The sequence below is a fragment of the Deinococcus sp. YIM 77859 genome (assembly GCF_000745175.1).
Classification (GTDB): domain Bacteria; phylum Deinococcota; class Deinococci; order Deinococcales; family Deinococcaceae; genus Deinococcus.
Window position 1 is genome coordinate 2455546 of the sequence record NZ_JQNI01000002.1, and the last position, 19455, is coordinate 2475000.

At 68.8% G+C, this 19455-nt stretch carries 20 protein-coding genes (1 of these 20 only partly in view); 8 read left to right on the forward strand and 12 right to left on the reverse strand.

Annotated features, from left to right (window positions below):
- Nucleotides 1–17 precede the first annotated feature (17 nt).
- The 3 genes from EI73_RS12215 to EI73_RS12225 form a co-directional block, all read right to left on the reverse strand.
- Nucleotides 18–497 carry a Na(+)/H(+) antiporter subunit B gene (locus EI73_RS12215; RefSeq protein ID WP_034387050.1) on the reverse strand — a complete coding sequence of 160 codons (480 nt, stop codon included), beginning with the start codon at nt 495–497 and terminating at the stop codon, nt 18–20.
- Nucleotides 494–2794, reverse strand: coding sequence for a hydrogen gas-evolving membrane-bound hydrogenase subunit E (gene mbhE, locus EI73_RS12220; RefSeq protein ID WP_034387052.1), 2301 nt, complete (start codon nt 2792–2794; stop codon nt 494–496). The genes EI73_RS12215 and mbhE overlap by 4 nt, the downstream gene beginning before the upstream one ends.
- Before the next feature lie 179 nt (nt 2795–2973).
- Nucleotides 2974–3546, reverse strand: a complete 573-nt coding sequence (locus EI73_RS12225) for a hypothetical protein (protein ID WP_034387055.1) — start codon at nt 3544–3546, stop codon at nt 2974–2976.
- Between the two features lie 208 nt (nt 3547–3754).
- Here EI73_RS12225 and EI73_RS12230 point away from each other — a divergent pair, with 208 nt between their 5' ends.
- The 3 genes from EI73_RS12230 (at nt 3755) to EI73_RS12240 (ending at nt 6460) form a co-directional block, all read left to right on the forward strand.
- Nucleotides 3755–4831 (forward strand): 3-deoxy-7-phosphoheptulonate synthase, encoded by a 1077-nt coding sequence (locus EI73_RS12230; protein WP_034387057.1) that lies wholly within the window; start codon nt 3755–3757, stop codon nt 4829–4831.
- A gap of 117 nt (nt 4832–4948) precedes the next feature.
- Nucleotides 4949–5848 (forward strand): UV DNA damage repair endonuclease UvsE, encoded by a 900-nt coding sequence (uvsE, locus tag EI73_RS12235; protein ID WP_034387060.1) that lies wholly within the window; start codon nt 4949–4951, stop codon nt 5846–5848.
- Nucleotides 5849–5917: 69 nt separating this feature from the next.
- The gene (locus EI73_RS12240; protein ID WP_034387062.1) at nt 5918–6460 is read left to right on the forward strand and encodes a PolC-type DNA polymerase III; all 543 of its coding nucleotides are present in this window, start codon (nt 5918–5920) and stop codon (nt 6458–6460) included.
- A gap of 6 nt (nt 6461–6466) precedes the next feature.
- On the opposite strand, the gene EI73_RS12245 is transcribed toward EI73_RS12240, so the two are convergent.
- Nucleotides 6467–8290, reverse strand: a complete 1824-nt coding sequence (locus EI73_RS12245) for a phosphodiester glycosidase family protein (protein WP_051935516.1) — start codon at nt 8288–8290, stop codon at nt 6467–6469.
- A 73-nt stretch (nt 8291–8363) separates the two neighbouring features.
- Here EI73_RS12245 and EI73_RS12250 point away from each other — a divergent pair, with 73 nt between their 5' ends.
- Together EI73_RS12250 and EI73_RS12255 are read left to right on the forward strand one after the other, a co-directional pair.
- Nucleotides 8364–8849, forward strand: a complete 486-nt coding sequence (locus EI73_RS12250) for a roadblock/LC7 domain-containing protein (protein WP_034387065.1) — start codon at nt 8364–8366, stop codon at nt 8847–8849.
- A 15-nt stretch (nt 8850–8864) separates the two neighbouring features.
- Nucleotides 8865–9455 carry an ATP/GTP-binding protein gene (locus EI73_RS12255; RefSeq protein WP_034387068.1) on the forward strand — a complete coding sequence of 197 codons (591 nt, stop codon included), beginning with the start codon at nt 8865–8867 and terminating at the stop codon, nt 9453–9455.
- A gap of 98 nt (nt 9456–9553) precedes the next feature.
- On the opposite strand, the gene EI73_RS12260 is transcribed toward EI73_RS12255, so the two are convergent.
- The 5 genes from EI73_RS12260 to EI73_RS12280 all read right to left on the reverse strand — a co-directional run bounded on the left by EI73_RS12260 (nt 9554) and on the right by EI73_RS12280 (nt 14675).
- Entirely contained in the window at nt 9554–10978 is a 1425-nt protein-coding gene (locus tag EI73_RS12260; protein ID WP_034387071.1) for a superoxide dismutase family protein, read from the reverse strand.
- Nucleotides 10975–12249 (reverse strand): sorbosone dehydrogenase family protein, encoded by a 1275-nt coding sequence (locus EI73_RS12265; RefSeq protein WP_034387073.1) that lies wholly within the window; start codon nt 12247–12249, stop codon nt 10975–10977. The genes EI73_RS12260 and EI73_RS12265 overlap by 4 nt, the downstream gene beginning before the upstream one ends.
- A 94-nt stretch (nt 12250–12343) precedes the next feature.
- Nucleotides 12344–13183: a 1,4-dihydroxy-6-naphthoate synthase gene (locus EI73_RS12270; RefSeq protein WP_034387076.1), complete on the reverse strand. Its 840-nt coding sequence runs from the start codon at nt 13181–13183 to the stop codon at nt 12344–12346.
- A 68-nt stretch (nt 13184–13251) separates the two neighbouring features.
- Nucleotides 13252–14163 (reverse strand): riboflavin biosynthesis protein RibF, encoded by a 912-nt coding sequence (gene ribF / locus EI73_RS12275; RefSeq protein ID WP_034387079.1) that lies wholly within the window; start codon nt 14161–14163, stop codon nt 13252–13254.
- A complete protein-coding gene (locus tag EI73_RS12280; protein WP_034387082.1) occupies nt 14160–14675 on the reverse strand; it encodes an NUDIX hydrolase in 516 nt (171 codons plus the stop codon). Before EI73_RS12280 ends, ribF begins: the two co-directional genes overlap by 4 nt.
- A 202-nt stretch (nt 14676–14877) precedes the next feature.
- On the opposite strand from EI73_RS12280, the gene EI73_RS12285 reads away from it, so the two are divergent.
- Genes EI73_RS12285 through EI73_RS12295 form a run of 3 tightly spaced genes read left to right on the forward strand, consistent with a single transcriptional unit; the run spans nt 14878 to nt 17807 of the window.
- Entirely contained in the window at nt 14878–15747 is an 870-nt protein-coding gene (locus EI73_RS12285; RefSeq protein WP_231557330.1) for an ABC transporter ATP-binding protein, read from the forward strand.
- Between the two features lie 2 nt (nt 15748–15749).
- Entirely contained in the window at nt 15750–16616 is an 867-nt protein-coding gene (locus EI73_RS12290; RefSeq protein ID WP_051935517.1) for an ABC transporter permease, read from the forward strand.
- A gap of 60 nt (nt 16617–16676) precedes the next feature.
- The gene (locus EI73_RS12295; protein ID WP_034387086.1) at nt 16677–17807 is read left to right on the forward strand and encodes a deoxyguanosinetriphosphate triphosphohydrolase; all 1131 of its coding nucleotides are present in this window, start codon (nt 16677–16679) and stop codon (nt 17805–17807) included.
- Here EI73_RS12295 and pxpA read toward each other — a convergent pair.
- The 3 genes in view from pxpA to EI73_RS12310 are tightly spaced (at most 28 nt apart) and all read right to left on the reverse strand, a layout consistent with a single transcriptional unit that may run on beyond the window.
- On the reverse strand, nt 17804–18550 hold the full coding sequence (pxpA, locus tag EI73_RS12300) for a 5-oxoprolinase subunit PxpA (protein WP_034387088.1): 747 nt from the start codon (nt 18548–18550) through the stop codon (nt 17804–17806). The two genes, EI73_RS12295 and pxpA, sit on opposite strands and share 4 nt — an antisense overlap.
- 28 nt (nt 18551–18578) lie before the next feature.
- A complete protein-coding gene (locus EI73_RS16340; RefSeq protein ID WP_034387089.1) occupies nt 18579–19139 on the reverse strand; it encodes a hypothetical protein in 561 nt (186 codons plus the stop codon).
- Between the two features lie 19 nt (nt 19140–19158).
- Nucleotides 19159–19455 carry the 3' end of a biotin-dependent carboxyltransferase family protein gene (locus EI73_RS12310; protein WP_034387091.1) on the reverse strand. Its footprint extends 669 nt past the window's final position, so 297 of the gene's 966 nt are visible here — the last part of the coding sequence; its start codon lies off the right edge, out of view — the gene reads right to left on this strand; its stop codon occupies nt 19159–19161.

A 19455-nucleotide genomic window follows, 5' to 3' on the forward strand; every position in this document is an offset into this window, starting at 1 on the left:
AAAAGCAGCCAGCCGTCTCATTCGTCCCCCTCCACCGTCTCCTGCGGGTTGACCTCGGTCAGGGCGTAGGCGATAGCGAGGCTACTTCCCACCACCAGGAGGTACACGCCGAGGTCAAAGAGCAGCGCGGTCGCCCATTCGAACTCGCCGGTCAGCGGCGTCTTGATGTAGCCGTAGTCGCTCTTGAGGTAGGGTTTGCCCAGCAGGTAGGGCACCAAGCCCGTACCAAAGGAGAGGGCCAGGCCCCAGGGCAGCAGGCGGATGGGGTCGAGGCGCAGGGCGCTTTCACCCGTGGCCATGCGGTGCAGAATGAGTGCGCAGGCGGTCATCAGTCCGGCGATGAAGCCGCCCCCAGGCGCGTTGTGACCGCGCCACAACAGCAGCAGGGCGAACAGGAGCACCAGCGCGAACACGGCGCGGCTTACGCTGCGCAGCACCGGATCGTTGGTCAGGGGGGCGGTGGAGGGCGCAGCCGAGTGCTTGCGTTTTGGGCTCATGGGCGTTCCCCCTCGGGCGGAAGGCGGTCGGAGGGGGTGTGGCCGCGTTTTCCCAGACGAACCAGGCTGAGGATGGCCAGGGCAACGATGCCGACCACGGTGATTTCACCCAGGGTGTCAAAGCCGCGGAAATCCACCAAGAGCACGTTGACGACGTTCTTGCCGCCGCCTCCCGTGTAGCTGTTGACCAGGTAGTACGGCGAGATGGGCGGCGCAAGAAAGCGCACGCTGGACAGCACCAGCAGCGTTGCCCCCACCCCGGCCAGCCCCGCCAGCAGCAGGTCTATCCCGTACCGCAGGGGGCTGCGCGGCAGGTCGCGCCCGCCCGGCAGGTAGCGAAAAGCCAGCAGGAACAGAATGACCGTCACGGCCTCCACCAGCAGTTGTGTGAGGGCCAGGTCGGGCGCGCGGAAGGCCAGGAAAGCGGCGGCGCTTCCGAACCCCGTCAGGCCGGTGACCACCACGGCGGTCAGCCGGTTGCGGGCCAGCAGCACGCCGATGGCCCCGGTGACAAGCAGGGCGGCGACCGGCAGCACGCCCAGCGGGAGGGTGCCGATGGGGTGAAACACCTGCGGGGCGCGCAGTACGCCCACGCCCGCGATGAGGGCCGCAGCGGTCAGCATGATTCTCAACTGGTCGGGGAGCGCCAGCCCCTGGGTGCGTGCGATCAGCCGCGAGGAGAGGACATTGACCGCCTCAAGCAGGCTGTAGTACACGCTGTTGGCGTTCCAGCGCGGGGTGAGCCGCCGTTGCCAGGACTCAAGGCGGCGCGCCTGCCACACCAGCAGGCCCCCCAGCCCCCAGGTGAGCAGTGTCGCCAGCAGCGCGGGCGTCACGCCGTGCCACAAGCGGAGGTGCCCGGAAAAGGTGGCGAAGTTCAGGGCGTGTTGTGCCGTGCGGGTCAGGGCCTCGGCGCTGCTCGGCAGCAGTCCAAAGGTCAGCGCGGTGGCCGCTAGCCCCGCGGCAGGCAGGGTCAGGCCAAGCGGGGCTTCGTGGGGCTGGGCACCTGCCGGAGCGCGGGGTGCTCCCAGGAACACCCGCAGCAGCCGGAAGGTGTAGGCAAAGGTCAGCGCGCTGCCGAGGACCGCGACCGCGATCCAGGCGGGCCCTTGCTTCAGCATCGCCTCAAAAAACAGCTCCTTGCTGACAAAGCCCCCCAGGGGCGGCAGACCTGCCATGCTCAGGGCCGCGAGGAGGGTCACGGCAAAGGTGACGGGCAGTTGTCTGCGCAGGCCGCCCAATTGGGGAAGCTCACGCGTGCCCGTCTCGTGGTCGATGATGCCCACCACGAAAAAGAGGGCCGCCTTAAAGGCCGCGTGGTTGAGCAGGTGTGCGGTCGCGGCAAAGTTGCCCGCTGGGTTCGCGAGCCCATACAGGCTCATCAGCAGGCCGAGCTGCGAGACGGTGGAATAGGCCAGCAGCGCCTTGAGGTCGGTTTGCCGCAGCGCGAGCCAGGCCCCCCACACCAGCGTGGCCAGCCCGAGGGGCACGGTGATGCCTGGCCACAGCGGCGAGGTGCCAAAGAGCAGCCCCAGCTTGGCGACGAGCACCACACCCGCTTTCACCATCGTGGCGGAGTGCAGGAAGGCGGAGACGGGCGTAGGCGCTTCCATCGCGGTGGGAAGCCACAGGTGAAACGGAAGCTGCGCGCTTTTGGTGAAGGCCGCCAGCAGCGTGAGCAGCAGCGCGGGGACAAAGAGGGGCGAAGCCCGCAGCGCCTCCACGTCCAGCCCGGACAGAGAGGAACTTCCGCCCGCAATGCTCAGGAGGGCCACTGCCGCGAGCAGTCCCAGCCCACCCAGCGCACTCACCAAAAACGCCTTGACCGCTCCGTCACGCGCGGCAGAACGGGTATGCCACAGCCCGATCAGCAGAAAGCTCGTCACGCTGGTCATCTCCCAGAAGCCGAACAGGGCCAGCAGGTTGTCACTCAGCACCAGCCCGAGCATCGAGCCGCCAAAGAGGAGCAGGTAGGCGTAGAAGCGTCCAAAGCGCTCCCACTCCGACAGGTACGCCACCGAGTACAGGCTCGCCAGCGTGCCGATCACGCCGATCAGGACCGCGAACAGCAGCGAGAAGCCGTCTCCCCGAAAGGCGAGCTCGAGGCCCAGATCAGGGACCCAGCGTGTCACTTCCAGCGCGGGCTCAACTCCCGGCTGCCGGACAAGCGGCGCGGCCAGCAGCAGCGCAGGCAGGAAGGCGAGCGCCGCAACGTATCCGGTGCGGCGGCCCAGGCGTGGCCCCAGCCAGGCCGCCAGAGCAGAAAGCAGAAAGGGGAGGAAGACGGCGAGCGTCATCCTGTACCCCCCTCTGGGATGAGCTGTTTGGTCATGGTCACCTCCAGGACACCACCTCCGTCCCCAAGAGGACGGTGCGGTGCCGAGCGTCAGCCTGTGGGCTGTCCCCCTCCAGCCCTCCATCCTCGGCCAGCACGGTTGTGCCGCCGACCGGGGGCCAGTCTAGCGAACGCGGCCTCTTAGCGGCGACGGCCCACCCAACACCATGCGGCGGCAGCGGCCAAGAACCCCACGCCCGCAAAGGTCCACAGGTTCGGTTCCTGTTTTGAACTCGCGTCTCCAGGGGTGGGCACCGGATGGCCCACCACGTCCGGCCCGTCGAGCGCGTCCGCTGCGCTGCTCACCGCAGTCAACACCAGGGCGTACTTGAGGAGGTCAGAACCGATTCCCCAGCTGCGGTAGTCGCTCTGGGGATACGGGAAGTACCGACCCGGCGCGAGCTCGTAGGGGTACTGGGCGCTTCTCGTGGTGCTGTAGGTGAGGGCGCGGCGCGGCACTCCCGCCGGAAGCTTGACGTTGTTCCAGGCTGCTCGTTGTGCGGGCGTCACACGGACCGCTGCCCGGTTCGCGGCGCTCTGCTGCACGCTGCTAGGGGTGCGGGTGGACGTGTGGGCGGGAGGTAGGGAGCGGGGAGCTCTGAACCCGCCGGAACCGCGGCTGCCGCCAAAGCTGCCGCCGCTGCGGCGCTGGGCGTCCGCCACACCCGCCGCGAGCGCGAGGGCAGTGAGCATCAGGGCGAGGAGGCGTTTCATGGCAGCCGTTACGCGCTGGGAGAGGAGCCGGTTCCCCGGCTAGACGGCCTGCCCCACCGCGGGGGGGAGCGGGCGTACACTCCCTGCCATGTTCCCTGGCGCCGCGTTGTTCTTTTGGTTCGGGTGTCCCCGGGTCTGAGGCGAGCGCTATCCAGCACGAGCCGCCCGGAGGAAATCGACCCTCCGGGCCTGTTCTTTGAGGTGTGTGATGACCCATTTTCCCCTGCCGACTGGTCGCACCGAGAATCTGAACGTCACGGGCTTTACGCCCCTGGTGACACCCCGCGAGCTGAAAAGGGCTCTGCCCCTCACCCCGGCGGCCGAGCGCACCGTGTTGGCCGGGCGCCGGGCCGCACAGGACATCCTGCACGGGCGTGACGACCGGTTGCTGGTGGTGGTCGGCCCCTGTTCGGTTCATGATTTCGGGCAGGCCGCCGAGTATGCCGAGCGCCTGGCCCGTCTGCGGGCACGGGTGCAAAACCGTCTGGAAGTCCAGATGCGCGTGTACGTGGACAAGCCGCGGACCACCGTGGGGTGGCGCGGGGCCCTGATCGACCCGGACATGACCGGCGCGAATGACATGAACGCGGGGCTGCGCCGCACTCGCGAGCTGATGATCCGCGTCTGCGAACTGGGCCTGCCGGTTGCCACCGAGCTGCTCGACCCCTTCGCGCCGCAGTACCTCTTTGACGCGGTGGCGTGGGCCTGCCTGGGGGCACGGACGGCCGAGTCACAGACCCACCGCGTGATGGCGAGCGCGGTAAGCGCCCCGATGGGCTTCAAGAACGGCACCGGCGGCGGCCTCAAGCTCGCGGTGGATGCCATTGTGGCCGCGAGTCACCCCCACGCCTTTTTCACTGTGGACGATGACGGGCGGGCCTGCATCGTGCACACCAAGGGCAATCCCGACGGGCACGTGATCCTGCGCGGCGGGCGATCGGGGCCCAACTACGCGCCTCCATTCGTGCAGGAGGCTGCCGAGCTGATGCGCGCCGCCGGTCTGATCCCCGCCGTGATGGTGGACTGCTCGCACGCCAACAGCGGCTCGGACCACACCCGCCAGGCCCTCGTCTGGCGCGACGTGCTGGGTCAGCGCCTTGCTGGGCAAACGGCCCTGAAGGGGCTGATGCTGGAGAGCAACCTGCGCCCCGGCAAGCAGCCCATCCCTGCCGACCTCACGCAGCTTCAGCCCGGCGTGAGCGTGACCGACGCCTGCGTGGGCTGGGACGAGACAGAGGCGCTGCTGCTCTGGGCACACGCGGCGCTCGAGGGGCACCCAAGCTAAAGCCCCAGCAGGAGTCCTTCGAGGGTAAAGGCAAACTGCGCTTGTTCCCACGGTTTGCCCCCAGCGCTGCCGCAGACTGTGAGCCATGTGCTGGGGAGAGACAGGAAGGGAAGGCGCTTGAGGGCCCCCGCCTACGGCCTGGTTTGCCTGACGGTCGGGCCAGAGATCCGCTTCCGCACCATCACCCTGTCGCGCTATCAGGTGTTGTCCCCTGCGGAGCGGGAGGCGAAACTGCTTGACCTCTACGCCGACAACGTGGCGCGGGTGCAGCGGGCGGCCGCCTTCTGTGCCGCCCGGGGCATTCGGCTCTACCGCCTGAGTTCCAGCCTCTTTCCGATGTTCGACCTGGAGGGGGATGACACCGGGCGGGCCGTGCTGGACCACCTCGCGCCGCAGCTGCGGGCCGCCGGGCAGGCCTTCCGCGAGGCCGGGATTCGTGTGCTCATGCATCCCGAGCAGTTCATCGTGCTCAACAGTGACCGGCCCGAGGTGCGCCGCTCTAGCCTCCGCACCCTTGCCGCGCATGCCGAGACCCTCGACCGCTTCGGTTTTGAGCGCACCACCTGGAATCTCCTGCTTCTGCACGGTGGCAAGGGCGGGCGCGGAGCCGACCTCGCCGCCTTGATTCCCGACCTGCCCGACGCTGTCCGCCTGCGCCTGGGACTGGAAAACGACGAGCGCGCCTACGGCCCCGCCGAGCTCCTCCCCGTCTGTGAGCAGGCCGGCGTGCCCTTTGTCTTTGACGCCCACCATCACGTGGTTCGCGAGGGCTTACCCGATCAGGAAGACCCCAGTGTGCGCGCGTGGGTGCTCCAGGCCCGCCGGACCTGGCACCCCCCTGAGTGGCAGGTGGTTCACCTCTCCAACGGTCTACAGGGCCCCCAGGACCGCCGGCACAGCTACCTGATCGCGCATGTGCCCCGTGCCTACTGGGACGTGCCCTGGATCGAGGTCGAAGCCAAGGGGAAGGAGGAGGCGCTTGCGGCGTTGATGAAGGGGACGGGTGAGGCCGGCTAGCCCGGGAGACCTGGGGTTGGTTGGTCCGCACGGCTCATCCCCGGCGCTGCGCCTGTTACCCTGGGGTCCGTGAATGTCGTCGTGTTCGACCTGGAAACCACCGGCCTGTCTCCCGAGCGGGACGCCATTGTGGAGATCGGCGCGCTGCGGGTCGTGGACGGGCGGGTGGTGGAGGCCGAGCGCTTCGAGACGCTGGTGCGGCCGGTGAACGGGGCAGGCGAGCTGCTGTCTATTCCCTGGCGAGCGCAGCGCGTCCACGGGATCAGCGACGCGATGGTGCAGGACGCGCCGGACCTCTCGCGGGTGCTGCCCGAGTTTCTGGACTTTGTGGGTGACTCGGCGGTGGCCGCCCACAACATCGGCTTTGACGGGAGCTTTATGCGCGTCGCTGCTCGGCGGCACGGCCTGGTGTGGGCGCCGCCCGCCGAGTACTGCACCGTGCAGCTTTCTCGCCGGGCCTTTCCCCAGGAGCGGACCCACAACCTCGACGTGCTGGCCGGGCGCTTGGGCCTCAGCTTCGCGCCTGGGGGCCGTCACCGCTCGCTGGGCGACGTGCGGGTGACGGCGGAAGCCTTTGTGCGGCTGATGGAGCGGCTCCAGGTCCGCGGTTAGCGGCGCCTATTTTCTGGCGCCCAGCACCTTGGGCACCAACACGATGGCGTTGGGCACCGGTTGACCCCAGACGGTATTCAGGTAACCGCCCAGGTCCCCATACCCGGCCGTGAGGTAGGCGGTGGCGCTGGAACCGCTGTCGAGCCGCACGGCGTCACGCACTCCGGCGGCGGCGAGTGCGGCGGCAAAAGCTTCCGGGGTACCGTGTTCCAGATAGGCGATGGTGGGTTTTTCGCCCAGCATCCCAAAAGCGACCTGCCGTGTGGGCCGCCAGACGCTCGACAGGGTGTTAAAAGCTTCGCGGCGGGGATTCAGCGCGACTCGCCCACCCTGCACCAGCAGCGGCCCGGCGCTCAGGGCATCCTGCACCTCGTTCCAGGGCGCGTCCTCCGCCTGCCAGTTCAGCGTGGTCGTGAGGGGGGCTCCGGCGGTTCGCGGCAGCTGCGGAAAGCGGGCCGGATCAAAGGTGAGGGCGAGCGTACCGGGGGGCGGCACGTTCCGTCCGGTGGTGACGCGGCTGACCGTGGACGCACCCGGGGTGAGGTACAGCGTCGTGAGCCCGGTGTCGCCCACCGCGTTGCGGCCGTCCCCCACAAAGGCGGTCAGAAGCTCACGCCGCACCCTGGTTCCCACGGTATTCACCGTGACGCTGCCGAAAGAGCCCTGGAGCACGTAGCGGGGCCGAGGATAGCCGAACACCGTGCTTCCCTGCGCCGTGAAGCCGATCGTCGCGCGTTTTTCCAGACTGGGCGCGGTCATCAAGCCGCCGACCGCGACGAGGTCAACCGGGAGGCGGCTGACCGGATCGAAGTACCCGCCGTTGACGCCCGCGACACCGCCCGCTTCCCGCACCAGGGAAGCCACATCCCGCGCCGTTCCGAGGGGTGCGGTAACGACCCGCGGCTGAAAGCGGGCCGGGTCAAAACTCAGCAGGTGCAGTCCGCCCTGCACGCGGTAGCTGACGCCCTCCGGCAGCGCCTCGGTGTTGATGGGCGGGGGTACGCTGCGGCTCAGCAGCGTCGTGGTGTCGATCACCACCCGGTAGGGGTTTTCCAGGGTGAAAATCTCGCTGGTGCCGCCGCCGGTGTACAGCTGCACGGTGGTCTGCGGGCGGTTTTGCTGCCCCCCCGCCTCGATGCTGAGGATGTCGCCGCTCGCCAGCGTCTGCCGGGAAGGGGTCGCGCGAACGCCCGGCAGAATCACCCGGAGGCCGCCCGACTCGCGCACCACCTCGTGCGGAACCTGGCCGCTGAGTTCCAAGACCACCCGCTGCACCTCCACCGTGCGGTACATCGTGCGGCTGACCCGTACCGTGTCGAGATGGGCACTGGGGAACGCAACCGGGGGAGGCGCAGACGCGCTCCCGGTGCTTGGAGCGTCCGGTGAGGGCGGCAGCGTTTCGGGGGGGATGGCGGCAGGCGCGGCAAAATCCAGCAGGTCCGGTGCGTCCACCACCACCCGCACGCCCAGCAGCCGGACTGCTGCAAGCGGCACATACAGGCTGCCGCCCACCAGTTCTGGAGTGCCGAGGCGGGTCTCTGCGGGCAGAGTGAAGCCTACGGCCCGCCAGCCCCGGCCCGGCGTAAAGCGCAGTTCCCGCCCGCCGTACAACAGACGCACGTCCTGGGGGTCGTTGCGCACGGCCACCCCCAGGCGGGGAAGGGTCCAGACGGCCAGCGCCTCGCTGCCGCCAAGCACTTTGGATTCCACCGCTGCCGCCTGCACCACGCCGCCGATCGCGACCGAACGCGCCCCCGCCCCCGCGAGCAGCGCCAGCACTGCCGTCCATACCAGCCGTCCGGAGTTCACGCGCGGGAGTTTACCCCGCATTCGGCCGCTGCCGGGTGAGGGCCCTTCGCTTGTCAGATTGCCGTGTGAAACCCGCTTCTATACTGCCCTGGCCATGATTGAACCTTCCCTCGCGCTGTATGGCGACGCCTTTGACCGGGTTGACCGCCACCTGGAAGAACTGCTGGCGGCCACCGGCGTTCGCTACTGCCTGCTCGTCGACCGCAAGGGGTTTGTGCTCTCGCACAAAGAAGCCCTCTGGGCGCCTCGGCCGCCCGCCCTCGACAGCGTGGCGACCCTTGTGGCCAGCAACGCTGCGGCGACAGCAGCGCTTGCCAACATGCTGGGTGAGCGCACCTTTAGTGAGCAGATTCATCAGGGAGAGAACGGCACCCTATACGTGGAGTCGGTGGGTGACCAGGCCCTCCTCACCCTGATCTTTGACGTCTCGGTGCCGCTGGGCCGGGTGAAAGTCCACACCAAAAAGACCATCGCGCAGGTTGCCGCGATCCTTCAGGAGCTTCAGGACGCGCCGCCCATGCAGTTCAGCGAGGACTTCTCCAAGGGCGCCAGTGCCCTGCTGGACGACCTGCTGGGCTAAAGGGGGAGAAAAGAGATGAGCACCATCAACTTCGCGGCGCGCGAGATCAACTGCAAGATCGTCTACTACGGCCCCGGCATGTCCGGTAAGACCACCAACCTCAAGCACGTCTTTTCCAAGGTGCCTCCCCATCTGCGCGGCGAGATGGTCAGCCTCGCGACCGAAGACGAGCGCACCCTGTTTTTCGACTTTCTGCCGCTTGACCTCGGCACCGTGCAGGGCTTCAAGACCCGTTTTCATCTCTACACCGTGCCGGGCCAGGTGTTCTATAACGCCAGCCGCAAGCTCATTCTGCGCGGCGTAGACGGGATCGTCTTTGTGGCCGACTCTGCGCCCAACCGCTTGCGCGCCAACGCCGAAAGCATGCGCAACCTGCGCGAGAACCTTGCGGAGTACGGCATTGACGTCCGTGACGTGCCCATCGTTCTCCAGGTCAACAAGCGCGATATCGAGGGCGCGCTGCCCGTCGAGATGATCCGCGCTGTGGTTGACCCCAAAAAGGAACTGCAGCTGTTTGAGGCGACCGCCCACACCGGAAACGGCGTCTTTGAGACGCTCAAGAGTGTGAGCCGCCTGGTGTTGGACCGGCTGTCACAAAACAAGTAAACGCAGCGCGTGGGGGCTCCCCATAAGGAGCGGCCAGGAGAAAAAGCCCCGAAAATGTCTTCGGGGCTCTTTCCGCGCGCCGGTTGTTGACCACGCGCCTAGAACTTTCGGAACCTTGTCAGCCGGAAAGGAGTTTCCGGGGGGGTCCCCGCCATCAGCCGGTCGAGCTGCGCCTGCGTCACCACGAGGTCACCGCCGACCAGCGCCAGCGTGGCCGGAAAGCGCAGGCCGCGCACGGGTTCTTCTGCGACGAGCTGTCCCGTTCCGTAATCCGCCGAGAGGCTCACCTTGCTCACGACCCCATCCCTGTTGCGGGCCACGTAGAGGGTGCGGCCGTCGAGAAGCAGGCCGTCGCCGCTCATCAGGCCCGTCATCACCCGGCGCACGGCTTTGGTGCGCAGGTCGATGCGCCACAGCTCGCCCGTGTTCGTCTGCACCACCAGCAGCGAGCGCCCGTCCGGGGTCGCCGTGATTCCGTTGAGGTTGATGCCGGGGCCGTACTTGACCGGCGTCCCGGCGAGGTCGAGCCACGCGGTCAGGTTGAGGTTGCGGTCTACCCGGAAGATGACCGGACGGGTGGAGTCGGTCACGTACACGTTGCCGTCGGGCGCGGGCGTGAGGTCGTTGATGTAGGGACTGGGTGACGGGGGCGTCTGGAGGACCTTCAGGGTCATCCCGTCCGGCGTGAGGACGCTCACCGTGCCCTGTGCCCCACCCGCGACCCACAGGCGGCCCTGCCCGTCCACCTTCAGCCCCAGCGCGGCCTGACGGCCCAGCGCCCCGCCCTCCTGGAACTTGCGGACGGCCCCGGTTGCCGCGTTGATCGCGTAGATGGTGCCGTTCACCGCGCTGCCGGTGTAGATCACGCCCCGGCGGGCGTCGTAGGCCACGCCCTCCGGGAAGTCCTGGGCACCGGGCAGGGTGTAGTCGGTCGCCCTCAAGGTGTCACGCACGATCACGCCGCAGCGCTCACGGGCGCCCGACATCCCCGCCGGGTCGGTCTTGTAGTCGTCGGGACGGGCGTGGACCACCAGGGTGCGGTTCAGGACACCGTTCATCCCACTCAGGCTGATCTTGTCGGTGGTGAAGCTGGCGCGGCCCACCCCGCCCTCGTCCACGTTCAGCATGGGCAGGTCGCCGCCGTGCCCGTACGTGTTGTCTGCCTGCGGGTCGTCGTGGTTTTTGCTCATGCCGGGGTCAAAGTGCCCGCCCGCTCCGCCAAAGGGCACGACGGTATTCGTCGCCTCGTCCACGCCGGGGGTGCAGCGCCCGTACTCGTGGACGTGCATCCCGTGCTGGCCCGGCGTCAGACCGCGCACCTCCACGGTGACCTGTACTCCCATCCCCTGCGGGACGAAGCGGGCGGTGCCCAGCACCTGTCCGGCGGGGTCCCGCAGGGTGGCTGTCGCGCTGAGGGGGGTGCTCGCCGGGGCCATCGTCATGGGGGCACCGGCCCCGCCCGCCACCGCTGCGCCCAGGGCGAGTGTCGCCAGGGCGAGGGAACGCTTGGTCTGAAGCTTCATTGCTGGCCTCCGGTGTACAGCACGCGGTAGATCACGCCGCTCTGGTCGTCCGTAAAGAGCAGGCTGCCATCCGTGTACGTCGCCACGCCCGCCACTCGCCCGAACTGCTTCCACTCGCCGCCCTCCTGGTACACGAAGCCGGTGACAAAGGGCTCGATGGCGGTGGGGCGGTTCCCCGCGTCAAAGTTGATACGGCCGATCTCGTAGCCGCTGGGGGCCGAGCGGTTCCAGGACCCCCGGAAGGCGACAAAGGCGTCATTGCGGTATTCGGCGGGGAACTGGGTGCCGGTGTAGAAGGTCAGGCCGATGGCCGCAGCGTGTGCCGTGTAGTTGAGCAGGCTCCCTTGGGTGAGGGAACAGTACTCGGCCTTGGTGATCCGGCCGGGAAGCTGGCTGGAGTTGGTGTAGGGATCGGGTCGGCGGTCACCGTAGCAGAAGGGCCAGCCGTAGTTGCGCCCGCGCTGAAGCACGTTCAACTCTTCGGGCGGCAGGTTGTCACCGTGCCAGTCGCTGCCCTGGTCCATCCCGTAGAAGACCCCAGTGACCGGATGCCACCCAAAGCCGATGGTGTGGCGCAGGCCCCGCGCGTACACTTCGCGCCACTGCCCGTCCGGGCGAATGCGCAGGATGCTCGCCTCCTCCGGGTTCTGGGTGGGCGTGTCATTGTTGGTGGAGCCGAAAGACGCGTAGAGGTAGCCGTCTGGCCCCCACTTCAGTCCCCGCGCGGGGTGCTGCCCGGCGTCGGGAAAGCCGTCGGCAAAGACGCGCGGCACGCCCAGGCTGCCGTCCTGCGCCATGTCCATCACCCAGATCGTCTTTTCGCCCACGGCGTAGAGCTTGCGGTCCTTGACGTCCAGCCCGTGCACCAGCCGGAGGTTTTGCGCGACCATCCGGCGCTCACCCGCGTCAAAGAGGCCGTCTTTGTTCACGTCCTTGAGGTACCAGATGTCGTTCTGGGCACGCCGGGTGAGGTAGATCCCGCCGTCAGGCATCACGTGCAGCATCCGCGCGTTGCCGAGGCCCGTCGCCATCACCTTGATCTGAAAGCCCGCCGGAACCTTCAGTCGGGCCAGCTTGTCGGGGGTAAAGCCCAGGGCGCGCGGTTCATTGCGGGTGACCGTGGCACTGACGGGCGGCTCGGGAGCAGGGAGCGGGCGCGGGGTGGGAATGGTCGTCTGAGCGGGGCCGGTCGGGGGCGCTGAGCCTTGGGCCAGCACGGCCCCCAGGCCAGCCAGCGCCGCCGTCAGGGCAACAAGCAGGGATCCACGCATGGGGTCTAGTCCTCCGCCGGGCAGCATCACATGCCCGAAAAAGGGCTGACCTTTCTCCCGCTTACCTTCTCAGCTTTTTCTTAACGGGTAGGCTTTAGGCCAAATCCACAAAGGGTGGCAGGTTCGAGGGCGGTGCGGCGCCCACCTCCACCGCCCGGCGGTGCAGTTCGCGCACGGCCCGCTCGCCCTCCGCGCCCACGTCCAGGCTCAAGCCATTGACGTACAGATCAATATGCGCGCGCATCACGTCATCACTCATCTCCAGGGCATGCCGGCGGATGTAGTTCATCGGTTCCTGCGGATGGGCATACGCGTACTCCAGGCTGGCCCGAACGGCGGCATTCAGGCCGCGCTGCACGTCTTGCGGCAGGTCGCGCCGCACCAGAATCGCGCCCAGCGGGAGGGGCAACCCCGTCTCGCCTTCCCACCACGCGCCAAGGTCCAGGAGCCGCATCAGGCCGTATTGCGGGTACGTGAAGCGCGACTCGTGGATGATGAGTCCAGCGTCCACCTCCCCACGCGCGACGGCGGGCATCACCTCGTCGTAGCGCATGCGGACCGGCCGCACCCCGGGGGAGACGAGGCGCAGCAGCAGTTCGGCGGTCGTGAGCGCCCCCGGTGAGGCCACCCGGCGCCCATTCAGGTCACCCAGGGCCTCCCGCGCCACCACCAGTGGCCCCACGCCGCGGCCCAGCGCGCCCCCCGAGCGCAGGGCGACGTAGCGGTCCATCACCTCAAAGTACGCTCGGTAGCTGATCTTGGTGATGGGGAGGCGGCCCGCTGCCGCCCATTCGTTCAGCGTCTGCACGTCCTCCAGCACCTCGCGCACCGGTAGAGGTGCGGGCACCCGCCCGGCGTGCAGTGCGTAGAAGATAAAGGTGTCGTTCGGGCAGAAGGAATAGCCCAGCTCGAGGGCAGAGACTGTGCCGGTCATGCGCTCAGGGTAGTCCTGGCGTGGGTGGTCACATGCCCCAGCCCGGCCTCCTCTGGCGGCAGGACGCCCTACCGCACGTCCCGCAGGGCGGCTCGCGCTGCCTCGGCGTCCCGCGCGAGCTGCGCCCTGAGTTCGTCCAGGCCGCTGAACTTCTGCTCGCCGCGCAGCCGGGCGAAGAACTGGACGTCCAGTTCCTCACCGTAGAGGTCACCCTCGAAGTCAAAGAGGTGAACCTCAAAGCGGCGCTCGGTACCGTCCACGGTGGGGCGAAACCCCACGTTGGCCATGCCGTGCCAGCGCTGGACGTTGTGTGGTCCCCGCTCAGTGCGGGCAATGACCGCAAACACACCCAGCGGAAGGGCTTTGCCTTCCGGCACCCGGAGGTTGGCGGTCGGCCAGCCCAGGCGGCGGCCCAGGCGGTCCCCTGGCACCACCACGCCCTGCGCGCCGTAGGAGCGGCCCAGCAGCCGCGCGGCGCCCTCCACGTCACCCGCTTTCAGGTACTCGCGAATTCGCGTGCTCTTGATGTCCTCACCGCCAAGCTGGTGCATGGGGAGGGCCACCACCTCGCGCGCCACCTCGCGCAGGTCGGCGACTCCCCCTGCTCGCCCCCGGCCGAAGTGAAAGTCTTCTCCCACCACAAGCGCGCGGGGGCGCAGGGCACGCAGGTCTTCCAGAAAGGCTTCCTTGGGACGGGCGGCAAATTCGGTGGTAAAGGGCACAGCGACCGTCTCGTCGATGCCGTAGTGGGCGAGCAGCTCCAGCTTCTCGGGCAGGGTGGACAGGAACTGGGCGCCTTGCGTCAGCACGCGCGTGGGCGGGTCGAAGGTATAGACGACGGTCGGCACCTTGTGCTCGCGGCCCTTGGCCTTGAGCTGCGCAAGAAGTGCCTGATGCCCCAGGTGCACCCCATCAAAGGAGCCCACGGCGACCACCGTCTCCGTGTCCGGGCGCTGGCTGGGAGAGACGTAGGTTTTCACTGCCTGTCCCCCGCCAGGCGGCGCACGCCGAAGAGCGCGGCGGTCACGGTGCTCGCGCTGCCTTGCAGGGTGCCGTCTCGCAGGCCGCCCAGCACCTGCTCGGGCGGCAGCCACGTCACCTCGATCTCCTCATCCTCGTCGTGGGGAAGCCGGCTCTCGCGCAGGTTGCGCGCCTCGAAGACGTACAGTTCCTCGTCGCAGAAGCCGGGGCTGGAGTAGAAGCGGGTCAGCAGCGTCATGTCGCCGTCCAAGCCCACTTCCTCCTGAAGCTCGCGCCGGGCGGCGGCCTCAGGAGTCTCGCCCGGGTCGATCAGGCCCGCCGGGGCCTCCAGCGTCACTCCCCCGATCGCCCGGCGCCGCTGGCGCACGAGCAGCATTTCGCCCGCCTCGTTCAGGGCCAGAATCGCGACTGCGTCCGCGTGACGCACCACTTCCCACTTGCCCTCCAGCTTTTCTAGCCGCACGACGTGCCCGTCATAGATCACCTGGGTGTCGGGGTTGGTCTTGCCCATGCAGGCACTGTAGCGCTGTTGCGGGGCGAGAACGGAACCTCCCGCCTCCGCCGTTCGGCGTATCGCCTCCCCGTCTGGGTGGGGGTAGGGTGAGGGTGATGCGAGGCACTGGAGCATGACGAAGCGGCGCTGAGTTCGTCCGCCACGCGCCCCCACGTTGCGGGGGCCCGCCTCCTCGCCTGCCCCCAACCCGGAGGTTCCTGTGACCCTGAACGTCCCGCCTGCGGCGGAAGCCGCCCCGTCCTCCGTGCCCCGCGACCTGACCGGGCGCCCCCTCGCCATCGACGTGCAGCAGCTTGTCAAGGGATTTCGCAAGAGGGTGGGCGGCACCCTGCTGCGCCCCCGCTTCAGCGAGAGTCGGGCGGTAGACGGCGTGACCTTCGGGGTGCGCCGCGGCGAGATCTACGGCGTGCTGGGCCCCAACGGCAGCGGCAAGAGCACCCTGATCCGCGCGATGAGCACCCTCCTGATTCCCGATGCGGGCCGCGTCACCATCTTCGGGTTGGACGTGGTGCGCGATGAGGCGCAGGTGCGGCGACTGCTCAACCGCGTGTCGGTGGACGCCGCCTTCTACAAGAAGCTCTCGCCCCGCGAGAACCTGCTGTACTCCGCGCAGCTCTACGGCCTGGCACCCCACGTGGCGGAGGAACGCGCGCTGAGCACCCTGAGGCGCCTGGGCCTGAAGGAGAAAGCCTTTTACGAGCCGCTGGAGGAGATGAGCCGCGGGATGCAGCAGAAGGTCGCCATCGCCCGTGCATTTCTGACCAGCCCGGTGGTTGTGCTGCTGGACGAGCCCACCACCGGCCTCGATCCCAAGAGTCGGCGCGACGTGCAGGAATTCGTGCTGGAACTGCGCGACGTTCACGACGCCACCATCATCCTGACCACCCACGACATGCCGGAAGCCGAGCGGCTGTGTGACCGCATCGCCTTTCTCTCGGGTGGCCGGTTCGTGGCCGAGGGCACGCCCGATGAGCTGCGCGCCCTGGCCGGGCCGGGCAAGAGCCTGGAGGACGCCTTTATCGAGCTCACTGGCGAGAACCTGGCAGAACAAAGCGAGGAGAAACCGTGACCATGCCCCCCACCCCCGTCCCCGATCCGGCGCGTACCACGCCCGGCACCCTCGCCCACCAGCTCCGCGCGGCCTGGGCCTTTGTGTTCCGCGATTTTCACCTCACCCGGCGCTACTGGTCGTGGGTGCTGGTCTTTACCTTCTACGACATGGTGTCGGCGGCCAGCATCATGCTGATCGGCGTGGCGGCGGGCAGCCCCCGCCTGACCCTCACGCTCCTGCTGGGGGCGGTGATGTGGTCTTTCCTGGGCCGCCTCTTTGGCGAGATCGCCAACAGCATCAGCTATGAACGCTGGGAAGGCACCATCGAATACACCTTTATGGCCCCGGTCAGCCGCCTGACGCATCTGGTCGGCGTGAGCCTCTTCGCGGGGGCCTACGCGCTGCTGCGCGGCGTGCTGGTGTTCCTGTTCATGGGCCTGTTCGTGGACATCGGAGCCAGCTTCACGCAGGTGTTGGAGTGCCTGGCCGTGTTCATGGTCGCCAGCCTGGGCTTTATGGGGATCGGCCTGATGGCGGCGGTGCTGCCGGTCATGAGCACCGAGAACGGCGCGCAGGCCACCAACATCATCCAGGCCGTGTTCCTGCTGATTTCCGGTGTGTACTACCCCGTCAGCGTGCTGCCCGCCTGGCTCCAGCCGGTGAGCGCCCTCTCGCCCGCCACCTACGCCCTGAACGCCTGCCGCAAGATTCTGGGTGTGAACGGGACCGGGGATGAGATCCAGCCCGGCGTGACCCTGGCGGGCGTGCTGCCGGAACTGGGCATCCTGCTGCTGTTCGGCCTGATCACCATTCCGCTGGGCCTGTTCGTGTTCGGACGCGCCGAGAGCTGGGCCAAACGCAACGGGAAGCTGAAGCGGGCGGGGTAGGGGGGCACGTTAAGCTTTCGCTCTCTGCCCTCCTGCGCGGCGCTCTGCGAGAATCCCCCCATGTTCACCCGCGCCGACCTGGAGGCACGTGAAGCCGCCACGCTCGCGCCCTATGCCACCCTGAGCGCGCATTCGCGTGGGCGGGCGTATCCGGAGCCCGAAAGCGCGACGCGCACCGCCTTTCAGAAAGACCGTGACCGTATTCTGCACACCACGGCATTTCGCCGGTTGGAATACAAGACGCAGGTGTTCCTGAATGCGCCGAGGGACCATTACCGCACCCGCCTGACCCACACCCTGGAGGTGGGTCAGGTGGCCCGTTCGGTCGCGCTGACGCTCGGCCTGAACGAGACGCTGGCGGAGGCCATCGCCCTGGGACACGACCTGGGACACCCCCCCTTCGGACACGCGGGCGAGCGAGTGCTGAACGCGCTGATGGAGGAGGAGGGCGGTTTCGATCACAACACGCAGGCGCGGCGCATCGTGACCCGGCTGGAAGACCGTTACCCCGACTTTCCGGGACTCAACCTCACGCTCGACACGCTGGACGGCCTGAACAAGCACGAGCGGTCGGGGCTGGGGCCGCCCAGCCTGGAAGCGCAGCTTGTAGACGCCGCCGACGCCCTGGCCTACACGGCCCACGACCTGGACGACGGGCTGCGCAGCGGGCTGCTGAGCCCCGAACACCTTGCCGAGCTGCCGCTGTGGCAGGAACTGCTCGCCCGCGTGCCGCCGCAGTCGCCGCAGCTCACGGAGCGTGACCGCCGTACCCTACACCGTGAACTGCTGGGGTGGCTGATTCAGGATCTCACGGCGGCCAGCGACGCTGCGATTCGGGCCAGCGGCGTGACCAGCGCGGCCGCGGTGCGCGCCCACCCCGAACGTCTGATCACCTACAGTGCCCCCATGCGCGAGCGGCTGCGGGAGACGAGTGCCTTTCTGCGCGAGAACCTGTACCGTCATTGGCGCGTCGAGATGCAGGTGGAGCAGGCCAGCCGGCTCCTCCAGACGCTCTTTGCCGCCTTTCTCGCCCGCCCGTCCATGCTGCCGCCCGTGGTCCGTGCCCGCGCTGAGGTGGACGGCCTGCCCCGCGCCGTCTGCGACTTCATCGCCGGAATGACCGACCGCTATGCGACGGAGATGCACGCGGCCCTCGTGCCGCCGCCCACCACCGTGAGCTGGCCGGGCTAAAGGCCCGGAGCCACCACCCGCACCCCCGCCGCCTCCAGCGCCCGCCGCAGGCTCCGGGCGAGGTTGGCCGCTTCTGGCCCGTCCCCGTGCAGGCAGAGGGTCTGGGCAGGGACCCGCACCTCTTCCCCCGTAACCGCCGTGACCACGCCCTCGCGGGCCAGCCGCACCCCCTGCAAGGCGGCCTGGGCGTGCGGCAGCAGGGCGCCCGCCTGGCCGCGCGGCCACAGCGTACCGTCCGGCGCGTAGCCCCGGTCCGCAAAGCCCTCGCCCACGGGCGTCAGCCCCAGCGCCTGCGCCTCGCGCAGCATCACCGACGCCTCGCCCGCCAGCCCGAAGAAGAGGGGCAGGCCGGAAGCGGCGGCGGCCCGCGCAATCGCTCCCGCCAGCGCCGCGTCCTGTGCAGCCATGTTGTAGAGCATGCCGTGGGGCTTCACGTGGTGCAGGCGGACGCCCGCGCGGGCCGCGACCGCCTTGAGCGTCTCGATCTGCTCGCGGACAAAGGCGGTGACCTCAGCGGGGGGAAAGTGCATGGCTCTGCGCCCGAAGCCCTCACGGTCGGGAAAACTGGGGTGAGCGCCCGCCGCCACTCCGTGCCGGGCGGCGAGACGCAGGCTGTCCCGCATGGTTTCCGTGTCCCCGGCGTGGCCTCCGCAGGCGATGTTCGCGCTGGAGACGTACGGCATGATGGCGGGCTCGTGCGGGCTGCCCTCGCCGAGGTCGGCATTGAGGTCGATGCGGTGCATGGGGGCAGGATAGGCGTTCAAGCTGGCTTTAGCTCGCGCGCTCGGGCAACACCCGTAGCGGGCAGGCGGTGACCACCCCGTGCGGGGAGACGGCGAGCACGCGGCGCTCGGCGAGCGTCCAGATGGCGCGGTGCACGGCCATCTCCGCCTCTGCGTTCCCTGACGGGGCGAGCTCGTCGAGCAGCAGGGTATAGCGCACCTCCGCCTCCTCCCCGCCTGCCCACGGGGTGGCCTCCGCCACGCGGGTCAGGACTCGGCGCTGCTCGGGCGTTTCGGCCAGGGCCAGCAGCGCCCGCCGAGCTCGCAGCCGAGCAGCGCGGTCCTCCCGTTCGCGGCGGCGCTGGGCGAGCAGCGCACCGAGGGCCTCGGGCGGCTGTCCCCGGTAGCGGCGCTCCACCAACTCTTCAAGGTGGAGGTCGGCGCGGCTGCGGGCCGTCTCACGCCACATCCGGGCGCGTTCCCGCAAACTCTCCGCCGCGTCCTGCACGCGCGGGTCACGCCGCACCGCCTCGGTCAGTCGCTGCGCTGCCGAGCGCAGGCGGCTCGTCTCCTCCTCGGGGCTGTCAGGGCGTTTCTGGCGGCGCGTCACCTCGTCCTCCTCGGCGGGGTCATGTCCTTTCAGTGTAGGGCTCCGTGTGCTTGGCGTACCACCGGCGCAGGGCCGCCTCTGCCTGACGCACGTCCCGTTCCTGCTGCCTCAGCGCCGCGTGCGCCTGCCTCAGCGTCACCTCCCGAAAGGTCACGCGGTCCCCGGCCCGCAGTTGCCCGAGGACGGGCAGGTCCGCGCTCGCCACCACCAACGGCGTGGGGTATCCGCCGTGGGTTCCGGCGTCCGGCAGCAGCAGGATGGGCCGTCCGTCCGGCGGGAGCTGTACGCCGCCCGGCACGTTGGGCAGGCTGACGCG